We start from the raw sequence: 12,909 nt of genomic DNA, 5'->3' as shown, positions 1-12,909 counted from the left end.
TTCAGGCGTTTTCCATGGACAGCAATAAAAACTGGCGTGATGACCTTTACGTCATCATTTTCCAATCCGATACCCCGGCCGGTCGGCGCTTCGACAGCATTCTGTTGTTGATCATCCTGGCGAGCCTGGTGATCGTGATTCTGGACAGTATCGACAGCGTTCATCAGAACTACGCCGACATGCTGGCGTACATCGAATGGGGCTTCACCATCGTTTTCGCCATCGAATACGGCCTGCGCCTGTACTGCTCGCCCAAGCCGCTGCGCTACGCGTTCAGCTTCTATGGGCTGGTGGATTTGCTGGCGATCGTGCCCGGCATTCTCGCGCTGTACTACAGCGATGCGCAGTACCTGCTGATCATCCGGATCATTCGGATGCTGCGGATTTTCCGCGTGCTCAAACTCAGCCCGTACCTGAAGCAAGCCAACTATTTGATGACGGCGTTGCGCGGCAGCAAACAGAAGATCGTGGTGTTTCTGCTCAGCGTCAGCACCCTGGTGACGGTATTTGGCACGCTGATGTACGTGATCGAAGGCCCGGAACACGGCTTCACCAGCATCCCCAAAGGCATCTATTGGGCCATCGTCACACTGACCACCGTGGGCTTTGGCGATATCGTGCCAAAAACGCCGTTGGGTCAGGTGATTTCGTCGCTGGTGATGATCACCGGTTACTCGATCATCGCTGTACCGACGGGGATTTTTACCGCGGAACTGGCTAATGCCATGCGCGGTGAACAACTGCAACACGATTGCCCGACCTGCCAGAAAAACAGCCATGAACACAGCGCAGCATTTTGCTCGCGTTGCGGCAATGCACTGTTCAAGAAACTGGAATAAGCAAAGTGCTTTTTAATCTTTAAAGGACTATGCGAGCCCGGCTATAGTCGCCGGCAAATTGCCAACACTTTCCATAGAACATGTTTGATAAAACAAGGAATGCGCAGTGAAAAAACTCTTTGGCGCCTCACTTCTGGCCGCGGGCCTGGCCTTGGGCAGCGTGGCACAGGCTGCACCGACCCTGCTTAACGTTTCCTACGACGTGATGCGAGATTTCTACAAGGACTACAACGCTGCCTTCCAGAAACACTGGCAAGCCGAGCACAACGAAAACATCACGCTGCAGATGTCCTTCGGCGGTTCCAGCAAACAGGCGCGTTCAGTGATCGATGGCCTGCCGGCAGACATCATCACCATGAACATGGCCACCGACATCAACGCTCTGGCGGACAACGGCAAACTGGTCCCGGACAACTGGGTCACGCGCCTGCCAAACAACAGCGCACCGTTCACGTCGGCCACGGTGTTTATCGTGCGCAAAGGCAACCCGAAAGCCCTGAAAGACTGGCCGGACCTGCTCAAGGACGGCGTGCAAGTGATCGTCCCCAACCCGAAAACCTCGGGCAACGGCCGCTATACCTACCTTTCGGCCTGGGGTTATGTACTGAAAAACGGCGGCGATGAGGGCAAGGCAAAGGACTTCGTTGGCAAGCTGTTCAAACAGGCACCGGTGCTGGATACCGGCGGCCGTGCGGCCACGACCACCTTCATGACCAACCAGATCGGCGACGTGCTGGTGACCTTCGAAAACGAAGCGGAAATGATTGCGCGTGAATTTGGTCGTGATCAGTTTGAAGTGATTTACCCAAGTGTTTCCGCTGAAGCGGAACCTCCGGTGTCCGTGGTCGACAAAGTGGTCGAGAAAAAAGGCACTCGCGCCGCTGCTGAGGAGTATTTGAAGTACCTGTGGTCGCCGGAAGGTCAGGAGATTGCTGCGGCAAACTACCTGCGTCCACGTGATCCCGCGGTATTGGCCAAGTACACCGATCGCTTCCCGAAAGTGGATTTCCTTTCGGTGGAGAAGACCTTTGGTGACTGGCGCACTGTGCAGAAGACCCACTTCAATGATGGTGGGGTTTTTGATCAGATTTACAGCGGTCAGTAATTCCTGAGGCCAATGAAAAGGCGACCTATGAAAGGTCGCCTTTTTTTGTGGGAGCTTGAAGGCCCAATGAACGGCCTCTCTCAATCATTCTTCAGAGGCATGATTACTATCACGCTATTCCCTCTTCCGCCGCTCTAGTCAGCCAATTAGCCTCCCCGCATTCCTTCTTGTTCAACGAGCCACGTTATGAACCCAGCGACTCAGGTACCCCACGGTGCCGCCACAATGACCCGAGGCATGGTGCTGCTCTTCGCCTTCTGCTGCGGCGCCATCGTAGCCAACATCTACTACGCCCAGCCGATCATCGGCCTGATCGCGCCGGACATCGGCCTGACCGACACCATGGCCAGCCTGATCGTTTCGCTGACGCAGATTGGTTATGCGCTGGGTCTGTTCTTCCTGGTGCCGCTGGGAGATCTACTGGAAAACCGCCGCTTGATGATCATCACCACCGTGGTGGCGATTGCCAGTCTGCTGGGCGCGGCGTTCACCGATCAGCCGAACGTGTTTCTGCTGATCTCGTTGCTGGTGGGGTTCAGCTCGGTGTCGGTGCAAATCCTGATTCCTCTGGCCGCCCACCTGGCGCCGGAAGAATCGCGTGGCCGCGTGGTCGGCGGCATCATGGGGGGGTTGCTGCTGGGGATTCTGCTGGCTCGACCAGTGTCCAGCGTAGTAGCCGACCACTTCGGCTGGCGGGCGATGTTCGTCATCGCAGCGGTGTTGATGGCGGCCATCAGCATTGTGCTGACCCTGACCATTCCCAAGCGCCAGCCTGATCACAGCGCTTCTTATGGCCAGTTGTTGGGTTCGCTCTGGACGCTGTTACGTCGGCAGCCGGTATTGCGTCAGCGGGCGTTTTACCAAGCCTGCATGTTCGCCACATTCAGTCTGTTCTGGACTGCAGTACCGCTGGAACTGTCGCGCAATCATGGCTTGTCGCAAACCCAGATCGCGATCTTCGCCCTGGTCGGCGCCATAGGCGCGATTGCTGCACCCATCGCCGGTCGACTGGCCGATGCTGGCCATACCCGCATCGCTTCGCTGCTGGCCCTGCTATTCGCCAGTCTGAGCTTCCTGCCCGCCTTCATCCACCCGGTCTACAGCGTTATCGGCCTGGCCGTGACGGGGGTGGTGCTGGATTTCTGCGTGCAAATGAACATGGTTCTCGGACAGCGCGCGGTCTACACCCTCGACGCTAAAAGCCGGGGCCGTCTGAATGCGCTGTACATGACCAGCATCTTCATCGGCGGCGCGTTTGGTTCTTCGGTGGCCAGCGCGGTGTATGAGCATGGCGGCTGGTTGTGGATCGTGATTGTGGGTAGTGCGTTTCCGCTGTTGGCGTTGTTGCGGTTTTTGAGTGTTTCGCAAAGGCGTTCGTTGGCAACGGCTTAGGATGCTAAAAGCTTCGCGGGCGAGCCTCGCTCCTACAGGTCTTACGCTAACCCTGTAGGAGCGAGGCTTGCCCGCGAAGGCGATTTGGTTGATACCACTCAATGCCGAACCAGCTTCTCCATCGCCGCATCCGCGAGAAAGGAGGAGCGGCTTTTGACATTGTGCTCTCGCACATAGCGGTCAATGCGCTGGATCACGTAGCCAGGCAGTGTCACGTTGACCTTCTCGGTCTTGCCCAGATATTGCGAGATGTCGAGTTCCAGCATTCCCCAACCCATGTCGGCAAATTCCGGATTCTCGCGGTGCGCAGCCGCGGAGGTCGGCATCGGAATCGACTCCCCGTCTGCCATGATCTCCTGCAGCATGATGTGGGCAATTTCGACCGCCGCGTTGTAAGCATCTTCAAACGTATCCCCGGCCGTAACGGCACCAGGAATATCGGGGATCTGAATACCGATGGCGGTGTTCTCGTCGCCCCACTCGATACAGATTGGGTATTGCATTATGGATCTCCTGCCAAACTGGCTCCCGGGCAATAAAGCCCGGCTCGCCTCCTGATGCTTTTGACCGTCCCGATCGGCAAATCCTTCTTCGGATGAGGGACGGGTATCGTGTAAGGGTTGTAACGGTGAGTGAAGATGTGATGACTGCCGGAGACCCGGTCCAGTGTCCAGCCCGCCTCTATCAGTTCCTTGATCAATAACCTGCTCTGCACCACCAGCCTCCTTGCTCCGGCCCAACAAAAATAACCCTAGGGTTATTTTTACTCAAGCACAAAAATCCTGATCACGACGCTCGGTTGTTTTACAGGGTGTTGATTTGATCGGACCGGAGCTGGCCAGTGTTAAGGCTCGGGCGTTTGTCGATTACGTCCAGACCTTGCTGGCAAAAGAACCTTAAACAAGCTCTTGTTTCGTTTATTGCGATTTTCGTTTGATTCGAATAGCCTTCCAGCATCGCTACTCAGAATGTTGGAATTTCATCATGTCCTTAGTCCTCCACCCACCGATCAACTTGCCCATGGCGCGCGAAGTTCAGGCCGCTATCGAAGGTCAGCGCGCTCTCGCTGCCTATCTCGCGACTCAGTTCGAAACACAACGCATCCAGATTTTCGACGAACAGAATGAAGCTCACAGCATCGAACTGCCCACTTCAGCCCTTCGATTGCTGGTCGACATCCTCGCGGCATTGGCAGAAGGCAACGCGGTAAAGGTCGTCCCGGTTCACGCGGAACTGACCACCCAGGAAGCGGCGGACTTACTCAATGTCTCACGCCCGCACCTGATCAAACTGCTGGAGTCCGGCGAGTTGTCCTACCACAAAACCGGCAAGCACCGACGTGTGCGCTTTGCCGATTTGATGGACTATAAAAACCGGCGCGACACCGCCAGCGAGCAAGCAATGATGCTTCTCGCCGAGCAAGCACAAGCGTTAAGGACAGGATACGAGTGAGGCATTCCCCTTTTACCGCTGTATATGACGCATGTGTTTTGTACCCCGCACCCTTGAGAGATTTTCTGATGTGGCTCGCGCTCTCGGGACGTTTCAGGGCACGATGGTCACTGGAGATACACAACGAATGGAAGCGCAATCTGCTGAAAAACCGCCCGGACCTGACAACAGAGCAATTGGATCGCACGTCCGACTTGATGGATCAGGCCATACCCGATGCTTGCGTATCCGGTTACGAAACACTGATCGAAGGGCTCACGCTGCCCGACATCGATGACCGCCATGTTCTGGCTGCCGCCATACGCTGCAACGCCAGTGTCATCGTGACCTTTAATCAGAAAGACTTTCCCGATGAAACACTCGGACCCTTTGGTATCGAGGCGCAGCATCCTGACGAATTCGTCGATAACCTCTTTGACCTGGACCCGGCAGCGGTTGTCGCTGCAGCACAACGGCAACGCAAACAGCTAAAGATGCCGCCAATGGATGTCGGCACCTATCTTGATCTGCTGTTACGCCAAGGCCTGATTCGGTCGAGCAAGGCGTTGACCCACTATCGAGCCATTCTTTAATCGCCTTCCGCAAACCCCAAAAAGCAAAACGGCGATCCTCAGATCGCCGTTTCCATTCACTGCCCGAATTTTCTGCCTAACCCACCCGGCACGCCATGGATGTCCGTCTCCTCCCATGGCCCGTTCGGGCTGATCGAGCGACTCCAGCCGTTGTTCCAGCGGTAGTAGGTGCGCTGGCGGTAGAAGGTATTGGTTTGATCATCGAGAACGTAAACGCCGAGTTTCGCGTCCCAATGACTATTGCCCCCCGGTGGCGGGGCGAAGCTGGCGGAGGTGCGTGGAATCGGCTTGGACGGTTTGACCGGGGTACTCGGTTTGCTCGGTGTCGTTGGAGCCGGTTTGGTGCTCGGCTGCGAAGGCTGGATTGGCGGCAGTCGTGTGGGCTCGGGCTGCTGGACCGCACAGGCGCTTAACCCCAAAACCATACTGAGGAGAGTGATACGAGCGATGGCGGTCATGGTGGCGCTTCCTGTTATTTATCCGGGCTGTCGATGATCAGTTTTTGTTGCGCGGTGGTGCTGGTGGCCAAGGGTTGGCTGCGACCGATCCATTCGCCGGCAGTCGGTTGGCCAGCGCGGGAGATGCGCGCAACCAGTTGGACTTCAGGGAAGTTCGACAGTTTCAACTGCGGCATCATGGCGTCGGCATCACCCAGTTCGACGGTTGCCGGCAAGTCGGCGACGGTCAGACGCTTGGCGGCCAGCGGCGCGGGTGGGCCGGAAATGGCGCGGGCGAAGATGAACACGCTGTCACCCGGCAGGACATTGGCTTTGAGCTCTGGCGCCAGATCGACTTGCACTTTGAGCAGTGCAGCAGCTTTAACTGCAGGCGCTTGGGCAACCTTGCCACCGCTGGCTTCAAGCTTCTCGGCGGCCCGAGTAATGCCGCCTTGCAGCGCGACGCGGGATTTATCATCCGGCGGCAGTTGCGCCAGCAGGCGATTCCAATAGTCGATGGCGTCCTGATAACGCTCACTTTCAAAGGCCGCGATGCCCAGCAGACCGAGGCTGGTGACTTCTTTCGGATCAGCTTTCAGCGCTTCGTCGGTCAGGGCCTGGACCTTGTCCGACCACTTCTTGCCGTCGGCGAAGTATTGGGCCTGGGCCCACTGCCCGAGCAGTTCCGGCTGACGACCAGCCAGAGTCACTGTGCGCTCGAAGATCTTCGCCGCATCGGCCGGACGGTCCTGAGCCATGTAGGTGCGGCCGAGGAAGTACAGGCCTTCGGCCGAGTCCGGTTGGGCGGCAACCGCACGCTCCAGGCGACGGGTCATTTCTTCCATCGATTGTGGCGCCTGGGCGAATTCGCGGGTCAGCTCGACTTTGTCGCTGGCGCCGAAATGCAGGTACAACCCAAGGCCCAACACTGGCACCAGAATCGCCGCCAGCAATGGCAACGGCTTGCCCAGACGCGACACGCGCGGCGCTTCGACGCCTTCGGTGTCGGCGAGCAGTTCACGGGCAGCTTCGGCGCGGCCGGTGTCCATTTGTTCGGCGTTGAGTACGCCCTCCTCCTGCTGAGTCTGCAACTCAGCCACGCGCTCCTGATAAAGCGCGACGTTCAATGCCGTGCGGTCCTCTTCAAGCTGGGCGCGACGACCACGCAGAACGGGGATCAGCAAAAAACTCAGGGCAACCAGGAGCAGCAGGCCTGCAGCGAGCCAGAAATCAATCATTCTTGGTTTTATCCAACAGGTGGTCGAGGCGCTCGCGCTCCTCGGCAGAAAGCGTGTCCGGGCTGTCAGTGCGTTGCACGCGACGACGGCGGACGATCACGGCGATGATCACAAAACCGCCCAGCAACAGACCGGCGGGGCCGAACCAGAGCAGTGCGGTTTTGGCGTTGAGGGCAGGTTTGTAGCGGACAAAATCACCGTAACGGTCGACCATGAAATCGATGATTTGCTGGTTGTCCTTGCCCTCGCCGAGCATGCGAAAAATCTCTTTACGCAGGTCGGCAGCGATCGGGGCATTGGAATCGGCGATGTCCTGATTCTGGCACTTGGGGCAACGCAGCTCTTTGGTCAGCTCGCGAAAACGCTCACGGTCGCCTTCTTTGGCGAACTCGTAGGTGTCGATGGCCGCGTGGGCCACACCGGCCATGCTCAAACCCAGCACGGCGGCGGCAATCCAGCGCTTCATGGCTTGGCCTCGTCGACCAGCGCCTGATACTTGGCCGCCAGTTTTTCGCGCCAGACTTGCTCGTCGATCACGCCGACGAATTTGTCGCGGATGATGCCCTTGGCGTCGATGAAGAAAGTTTCCGGTGCGCCGTATACGCCGAGGTTCAGGCCCAGGGTGCCGGCATCGTCACGGATGTCCAGTTGATACGGGTTATGGAACTCGGCCAGCCACTTCAAGGCATCGGCGTTGACGTCCTTGTAGTTGACGCCGTAGATCACCACGCCTTGCTGCGCCAATTTATTCAGCACCGGGTGCTCGACCCGGCAGGAAATGCACCAGGTGCCCCAGACGTTGACCAGTGCCGGTTTACCCAGAATGTCCGCTTTGGTCAGGGTTTTGTCACCCTGCACCGAGGGCAGCGAAAACTCAGGGAACGGTTTGTTGATCATCGCCGAAGGCAGCTCGGCCGGGTTCAGGTACAGACCCCGATACAGAAAAACAGCAACCACCAGAAAAATCGCCAGTGGCAACAGCATCAACCAACGTCTCATGCGGTGGCTCCCGTCATGCCGAGCGCTTCACGCACGCGGCTTTTCACCTTGACCCGATAACGACGATCCAGCGCCGCCAGCAAACCGCCGAAACCTGTGAGCAGACCGCCGAACCAGATCCAGCGCACGAACGGTTTGACGTGCACGCGGACCGCCCAGGCGCCCTCGCCCAGCGGCTCGCCTAATGCGACGTAAAGGTCACGGGTGAAACCGGCGTCGATCCCGGCTTCGGTCATCACCGAATTCTGCACGGTGTACAGGCGTTTTTCCGGGTGCAGCACGCTGACTTCCTTGCCGTCGCGGATCACCCGTACGGTGCCCTTGTCGGACGTGAAGTTCGGCCCTTCGAAGTGCTTGGCGCCTTCGAACACAAACTGATAACCGGCCAGGCTCATGGATTCACCCGGCGCCAGGCGCAGATCACGCTCGGCACTGTTCTGGCTCGACAACACGACACCCAGCGCGCACACGGCAATGCCCAAATGCGCGATCTGCATACCCCAATAGCTGCGGGTCAGGGTTGGCAGACCTTTGATCAAACCCTTATGGCGAGTCTTGTCGAAGATATCCCGCAAACCGGCCAGCAACACCCAGGCAGCCAGCATGAACGTCGCCAGCACCGCCCAGTTGAAATCGCCGTAAGCGACGCCCGCCACGACGGCCAGCGCAGCGCTACCGAGCAACACCGGGGTCAACATGCTCATCAGCCATTTGACCGGCGTGTCTTTCCAGCGCACTAGCATGCCGACCGCCATCACCACCATCAGTATCGCCATCAATGGAATGAACAGCGCGTTGAAGTACGGCGGGCCGACCGACAGTTTGGCGCCGGTCATCGCGTCGAGGATCAATGGATACAAGGTGCCGAGCAGGATCATCGACGCTGCCACCACCAGCACCAGGTTATTGCCCAGCAGCAGGGTTTCCCGAGACCAGAGGTTGAAGCCTACGTGGCTCTTGACCACCGGCGCGCGCAGAGCGAACAGCGTCAGCGAACCACCTACCACAAACAGCAGGAAGATCAGGATGAACACACCGCGTTCAGGGTCGGACGCAAAGGCGTGAACCGAGGTCAGCACGCCGGAGCGTACGAGGAAGGTCCCGAGCAAACTCAACGAGAACGCAGCGATCGCCAGCAACACCGTCCAGCTCTTGAACACGCCACGTTTTTCCGTGACCGCCAACGAGTGAATCAGCGCCGTGCCCACCAGCCAAGGCATGAAGGATGCGTTTTCCACCGGGTCCCAGAACCACCAGCCGCCCCAGCCAAGTTCGTAATAGGCCCACCAGGAGCCTAGCGTAATGCCGATACCGAGGAAGGCCCAGGCGACGATGGTCCACGGACGGGACCAGCGCGCCCACGCCGCATCGAGGCGACCGCCCAGCAGTGCGGCGATGGCGAAGGCAAACGCCACGGAGAAACCGACATAGCCCATGTACAGCATCGGCGGATGAACGATCAGGCCGATGTCTTGCAGCAGTGGATTGAGGTCGCGACCATCCGTCGGCATCTGCGGCAGGATTCGGGCGAAAGGGTTGGACGTCAGGATCAGGAACAGCAGGAAACCGGTGCTGATCATGCCCATCACTGCCAATACGCGAGCCAGCATCACTTGCGGCAACTGGCGGGAGAACACCGACACCGCGAAGGTCCAGCCGCCGAGAATCAATGCCCACAGCAGCAACGAACCTTCGTGAGCGCCCCACACCGCGCTGAACTTGTAGTACCAAGGCAAGGCGCTGTTGGAGTTGCTGGCCACATAAGCGACGGAGAAGTCGTCGGCCATGAAGGCGTACGTCAGGCAACCGAACGCGAACAACAGAAAAGCGAACTGACCCCACGCGGCCGGCTGGGCCAGGCTCATCCACAAGCGATCGCCACGCCAGGCACCGAGCAACGGCACAACGGCTTGAACCAACGCGAAACACAGCGCCAGGATCATGGCCAGGTGGCCGAGTTCGGGGATAAAGATGCCGGAAGTCATGGATCAACCCTCCTTCGCGGATGTGGGGGCGGATTGACCACTGTCTTTCAGCGCCTTGGTCACTTCCGGCGGCATGTACTTCTCGTCGTGCTTGGCCAGTACTTCGTCGGCCACCACCACGCCATCAGCGTTGAGCTTGCCCAGGGCGACGATGCCCTGCCCTTCGCGGAACAGATCCGGCAGGATGCCGCGATAGCTGATGGTCACGGATTTGTTGAAGTCGGTGACGATGAATTTCACGTCCAGGGAATCCCCGGAACGTTGCAGCGAACCTTTCTCGACCATGCCGCCCGCGCGGATGCGTGTGTCTTGCGGCGCTTCGCCGTTGGCGATCTGGGTCGGGGTATAAAACAGATTGATGTTCTGCTTCAGGGCGCTCAAGGCCAGGCCAACGGCAGCACCGACGCCGACCAGGATCGCGAAAATGATGATAAGACGCTTTTTACGCAGGGGATTCACTTGCCGTTCTCCCGGCGCAGACGACGCGCCTCTTGTTGCAGATACCGCTTGCGGGCCAGGATCGGCGCCGCCACGTTGAGGGCCAGCACCGCCAGGCTAATGCCATAGGCGGACCAGACATACAGGCCGTGATGGCCCATGGCGAGAAAGTCGCCGAATGAAGCGAAACTCATCGAACGACCTCCAGGCTGTTCTGCACTTCGGCTTTCACCCAACTCGCCCGGGCTTCGCGCTTGAGCACTTCAAGGCGCATGCGCAGCAACAGCACCGCGCCGAAGAAACAGTAGAAACCCAGCGCCGTCAGCAGCAGCGGCAGCCACATCTCTACGGGCATCGCCGGTTTTTCGGTGAGGGTGAAGGTCGCGCCCTGGTGCAGGGTGTTCCACCACTCCACCGAGTACTTGATGATCGGAATGTTAATCACGCCGACGATCGCCAATACCCCGCAGGCCTTGGCGGCGCTGTCACGATTGCTGATGGCGTTGCCCAGCGCAATAAGACCGAAGTACAGAAACAGCAGAATCAGCATGGACGTTAGTCGTGCATCCCAGACCCACCACGACCCCCAGGTCGGTTTGCCCCAGATCGCGCCGGTGACCAGCGCCACGGCGGTCATCCAGGCACCGATCGGCGCGGCACATTGCAGGGCGACGTCGGCCAGCTTCATCTTCCAGACCAGCCCGACGATGCCGCACACGGCCAGCATCACGTAGATGGACTGCGCCAGCATGGCGGCGGGAACGTGGATGTAAATGATGCGAAAGCTGTTGCCTTGCTGGTAGTCCGGCGGCGCGAAGGCCAGGCCCCAGACCACGCCGACGCTAATCAGCAGCAACGCCGCGACGCTCAGCCACGGCAGCAGTTTGCCACTGATGCCGTAAAACCATTTGGGTGAGCCGAGCTTATGAAACCAGGTCCAGTTCATTGCTGTTTCCATCACGGGTGCTGCTCGTCATCACGAAGCAGCCAAAGGGTCTTTACTGATCAAAAAATGACCAGACCTCATTATTCGCCGACGCTGATCTTCAGGCCAGCAGCTATTGCAAAAGGTGTCAGGGTTATCGCCAGGGCGGTCAGGCTACCAAGCCACAAGAGATAACCGGTCGCCGGCATGCCCTGCAATGCCGCCTGTAAGGCGCCACTGCCGAGAATCAACACCGGGATGTACAGCGGAAGAATCAGCAGCGCCAGCAACAGGCCGCCGCGCTTCAATCCTACCGTCAGCGCTGCGCCCACCGCACCGAGCAGGCTCAGCACCGGTGTACCGAGCAATAAAGAAAGCAGCAACACCGGCAGACAGGCGGTTGGCAAACCGAGCATCAACGCCAGCAGGGGTGCGAGCAAAACCAGTGCCAGGCCGGAAAAGGCCCAGTGTGCCAGTACCTTGGCCAAAACCAGAAGAGGCAGGGGGTGCGACGAAAGGACCCACTGCTCAAGCGATCCGTCTTCGAAATCACTGCGAAAGAGCCCGTCCAGCGAGAGCAAGACTGATAAAAGCGCTGCCACCCAGACCAACCCCGGGGACAAGGTTTGCAACAATTGAGGCCCGGCGCCGACCGCCAACGGGAACAAAGAGACGACGATGGCGAAGAACACCAGCGGATTCGCCAATTCGGCAGGACGGCGGAACAGCAAACGTGCCTCGCGGGCGACCAACAGGCCGAAAACACTCATACGGCCCAGTTCCCCAAATCAATATCGCGATAGCCGGCCGGCATCCGGGTCAACGTGTGGTGAGTGGTGAGAACCACCATCCCCCCCCGTTCGCAGTGCGCAGCCAGGTGTTCTTCGAGTTGCGCCACGCCTTGTTTGTCGAGCGCGGTGAACGGCTCATCGAGGATCCATAGCGGCGGGCTTTCCAGGTACAACCGCGCCAACGCGACCCGGCGTTGCTGCCCGGCAGACAGTGTGTGGCAAGGAACATCCTCGAAACCGCGCAGTCCGACTGCCGTCAGCGCCTGCCAGATCGCCTCATGGGAGGCCGGTTGATGCAAGGCGCAAAGCCAGCTCAGATTCTCTTCCGGCGTCAGCAAATCCTTGATCCCGGCGGCATGGCCGATCCACAGCAGGTTACGCGCCAGCTCAAAGCGTTGCTCGTTCAATGGCTGGCCATTGAGTAACACCTGACCGGCAGTGGGCTGCATGAGACCGCAAAGCAGACGTAAAAGACTGGTCTTGCCACTCCCGTTGGGGCCACTGATTTGCAACATTTCACCACTGGCCAGTCTCAATTCGAGATTTTCGAAGAGCAGCCGAAGGTCTCGCTCACAGGCAAGGGCAACGGTTTGCAGGACAGGACTGGTCAAGAGATCACGGGCCTTTTGCGGTTCAAGTCGGCGGCGGAGCGGCCGCTAAAGAGATGCAGCATAGATGCATTGGCGGCTTGTTCTAGAGAGCTGCGTCAAACAAATGCAATGTTTTCGCCACTCCC

General features: G+C 58.8%; 17 protein-coding genes. 5 read left to right on the top strand and 12 right to left on the bottom strand.

All coding sequences use genetic code 11. The features are described from left to right. Window positions 1–14 precede the first annotated feature (14 nt). From PMI18_RS28810 to PMI18_RS28820, 3 genes are all read left to right on the top strand, one after another. Window positions 15–839, top strand: coding sequence for an ion transporter (locus PMI18_RS28810; protein ID WP_007894257.1), 825 nt, complete (start codon window positions 15–17; stop codon window positions 837–839). A gap of 106 nt (window positions 840–945) precedes the next feature. After that, entirely contained in the window at window positions 946–1,944 is a 999-nt protein-coding gene (locus PMI18_RS28815) for a sulfate ABC transporter substrate-binding protein (RefSeq protein WP_007894256.1), read from the top strand. Between the two features lie 186 nt (window positions 1,945–2,130). Beyond that, on the top strand, window positions 2,131–3,336 hold the full coding sequence (locus tag PMI18_RS28820) for an MFS transporter (RefSeq protein WP_007894255.1): 1,206 nt from the start codon (window positions 2,131–2,133) through the stop codon (window positions 3,334–3,336). Between the two features lie 98 nt (window positions 3,337–3,434). Here the strand turns inward: PMI18_RS28820 and PMI18_RS28825 are convergent, their stop codons facing one another. Next, on the bottom strand, window positions 3,435–3,839 hold the full coding sequence (locus PMI18_RS28825) for a type II toxin-antitoxin system HicB family antitoxin (protein ID WP_007894254.1): 405 nt from the start codon (window positions 3,837–3,839) through the stop codon (window positions 3,435–3,437). Then, window positions 3,839–4,051, bottom strand: a complete 213-nt coding sequence (locus PMI18_RS28830) for a type II toxin-antitoxin system HicA family toxin (RefSeq protein WP_007894253.1) — start codon at window positions 4,049–4,051, stop codon at window positions 3,839–3,841. The genes PMI18_RS28825 and PMI18_RS28830 overlap by 1 nt, the downstream gene beginning before the upstream one ends. Window positions 4,052–4,320: 269 nt before the next feature. Here PMI18_RS28830 and PMI18_RS28835 point away from each other — a divergent pair, with 269 nt between their 5' ends. Together PMI18_RS28835 and PMI18_RS28840 are read left to right on the top strand one after the other, a co-directional pair. Beyond that, complete coding sequence (locus PMI18_RS28835; RefSeq protein WP_007894251.1) at window positions 4,321–4,788, top strand: helix-turn-helix domain-containing protein; 468 nt, start codon at window positions 4,321–4,323, stop codon at window positions 4,786–4,788. Then, complete coding sequence (locus PMI18_RS28840) at window positions 4,785–5,360, top strand: PIN domain-containing protein (protein ID WP_033035584.1); 576 nt, start codon at window positions 4,785–4,787, stop codon at window positions 5,358–5,360. The genes PMI18_RS28835 and PMI18_RS28840 overlap by 4 nt, the downstream gene beginning before the upstream one ends. 56 nt (window positions 5,361–5,416) lie before the next feature. Here PMI18_RS28840 and PMI18_RS28845 read toward each other — a convergent pair whose 3' ends face one another. The 10 genes from PMI18_RS28845 to ccmA all read right to left on the bottom strand — a co-directional run bounded on the left by PMI18_RS28845 (window position 5,417) and on the right by ccmA (window position 12,784). Continuing rightward, window positions 5,417–5,818 carry a hypothetical protein gene (locus PMI18_RS28845; RefSeq protein WP_007894249.1) on the bottom strand — a complete coding sequence of 134 codons (402 nt, stop codon included), beginning with the start codon at window positions 5,816–5,818 and terminating at the stop codon, window positions 5,417–5,419. A gap of 14 nt (window positions 5,819–5,832) precedes the next feature. Then, window positions 5,833–7,035 carry a c-type cytochrome biogenesis protein CcmI gene (gene ccmI / locus PMI18_RS28850; protein WP_007894248.1) on the bottom strand — a complete coding sequence of 401 codons (1,203 nt, stop codon included), beginning with the start codon at window positions 7,033–7,035 and terminating at the stop codon, window positions 5,833–5,835. Further along, window positions 7,028–7,501 carry a cytochrome c-type biogenesis protein gene (locus tag PMI18_RS28855; RefSeq protein WP_007894247.1) on the bottom strand — a complete coding sequence of 158 codons (474 nt, stop codon included), beginning with the start codon at window positions 7,499–7,501 and terminating at the stop codon, window positions 7,028–7,030. The genes ccmI and PMI18_RS28855 overlap by 8 nt, the downstream gene beginning before the upstream one ends. Then, on the bottom strand, window positions 7,498–8,034 hold the full coding sequence (locus tag PMI18_RS28860; protein WP_007894246.1) for a DsbE family thiol:disulfide interchange protein: 537 nt from the start codon (window positions 8,032–8,034) through the stop codon (window positions 7,498–7,500). The genes PMI18_RS28855 and PMI18_RS28860 overlap by 4 nt, the downstream gene beginning before the upstream one ends. Continuing rightward, entirely contained in the window at window positions 8,031–10,019 is a 1,989-nt protein-coding gene (locus PMI18_RS28865; RefSeq protein ID WP_007894245.1) for a heme lyase CcmF/NrfE family subunit, read from the bottom strand. Before PMI18_RS28865 ends, PMI18_RS28860 begins: the two co-directional genes overlap by 4 nt. Before the next feature lie 3 nt (window positions 10,020–10,022). Continuing rightward, window positions 10,023–10,478 (bottom strand): cytochrome c maturation protein CcmE, encoded by a 456-nt coding sequence (ccmE, locus tag PMI18_RS28870; RefSeq protein WP_007894244.1) that lies wholly within the window; start codon window positions 10,476–10,478, stop codon window positions 10,023–10,025. Then, window positions 10,475–10,651, bottom strand: a complete 177-nt coding sequence (gene ccmD / locus PMI18_RS28875) for a heme exporter protein CcmD (RefSeq protein WP_007894243.1) — start codon at window positions 10,649–10,651, stop codon at window positions 10,475–10,477. Before ccmD ends, ccmE begins: the two co-directional genes overlap by 4 nt. Continuing rightward, window positions 10,648–11,403 (bottom strand): heme ABC transporter permease, encoded by a 756-nt coding sequence (locus PMI18_RS28880; RefSeq protein WP_007894240.1) that lies wholly within the window; start codon window positions 11,401–11,403, stop codon window positions 10,648–10,650. The genes ccmD and PMI18_RS28880 overlap by 4 nt, the downstream gene beginning before the upstream one ends. 80 nt (window positions 11,404–11,483) lie before the next feature. After that, the gene (gene ccmB, locus PMI18_RS28885) at window positions 11,484–12,152 is read right to left on the bottom strand and encodes a heme exporter protein CcmB (RefSeq protein WP_007894238.1); all 669 of its coding nucleotides are present in this window, start codon (window positions 12,150–12,152) and stop codon (window positions 11,484–11,486) included. After that, window positions 12,149–12,784, bottom strand: coding sequence for a cytochrome c biogenesis heme-transporting ATPase CcmA (gene ccmA, locus PMI18_RS28890; protein WP_007894233.1), 636 nt, complete (start codon window positions 12,782–12,784; stop codon window positions 12,149–12,151). Before ccmA ends, ccmB begins: the two co-directional genes overlap by 4 nt. Window positions 12,785–12,909 lie beyond the last annotated feature (125 nt).

The sequence above is a fragment of the Pseudomonas sp. GM102 genome, assembly GCF_000282555.1.
Taxonomy (GTDB): Bacteria; Pseudomonadota; Gammaproteobacteria; order Pseudomonadales; family Pseudomonadaceae; genus Aquipseudomonas.
Note: the sequence above shows the minus strand (reverse complement) of the source record. Positions and strands in the feature narration are given on the sequence as shown.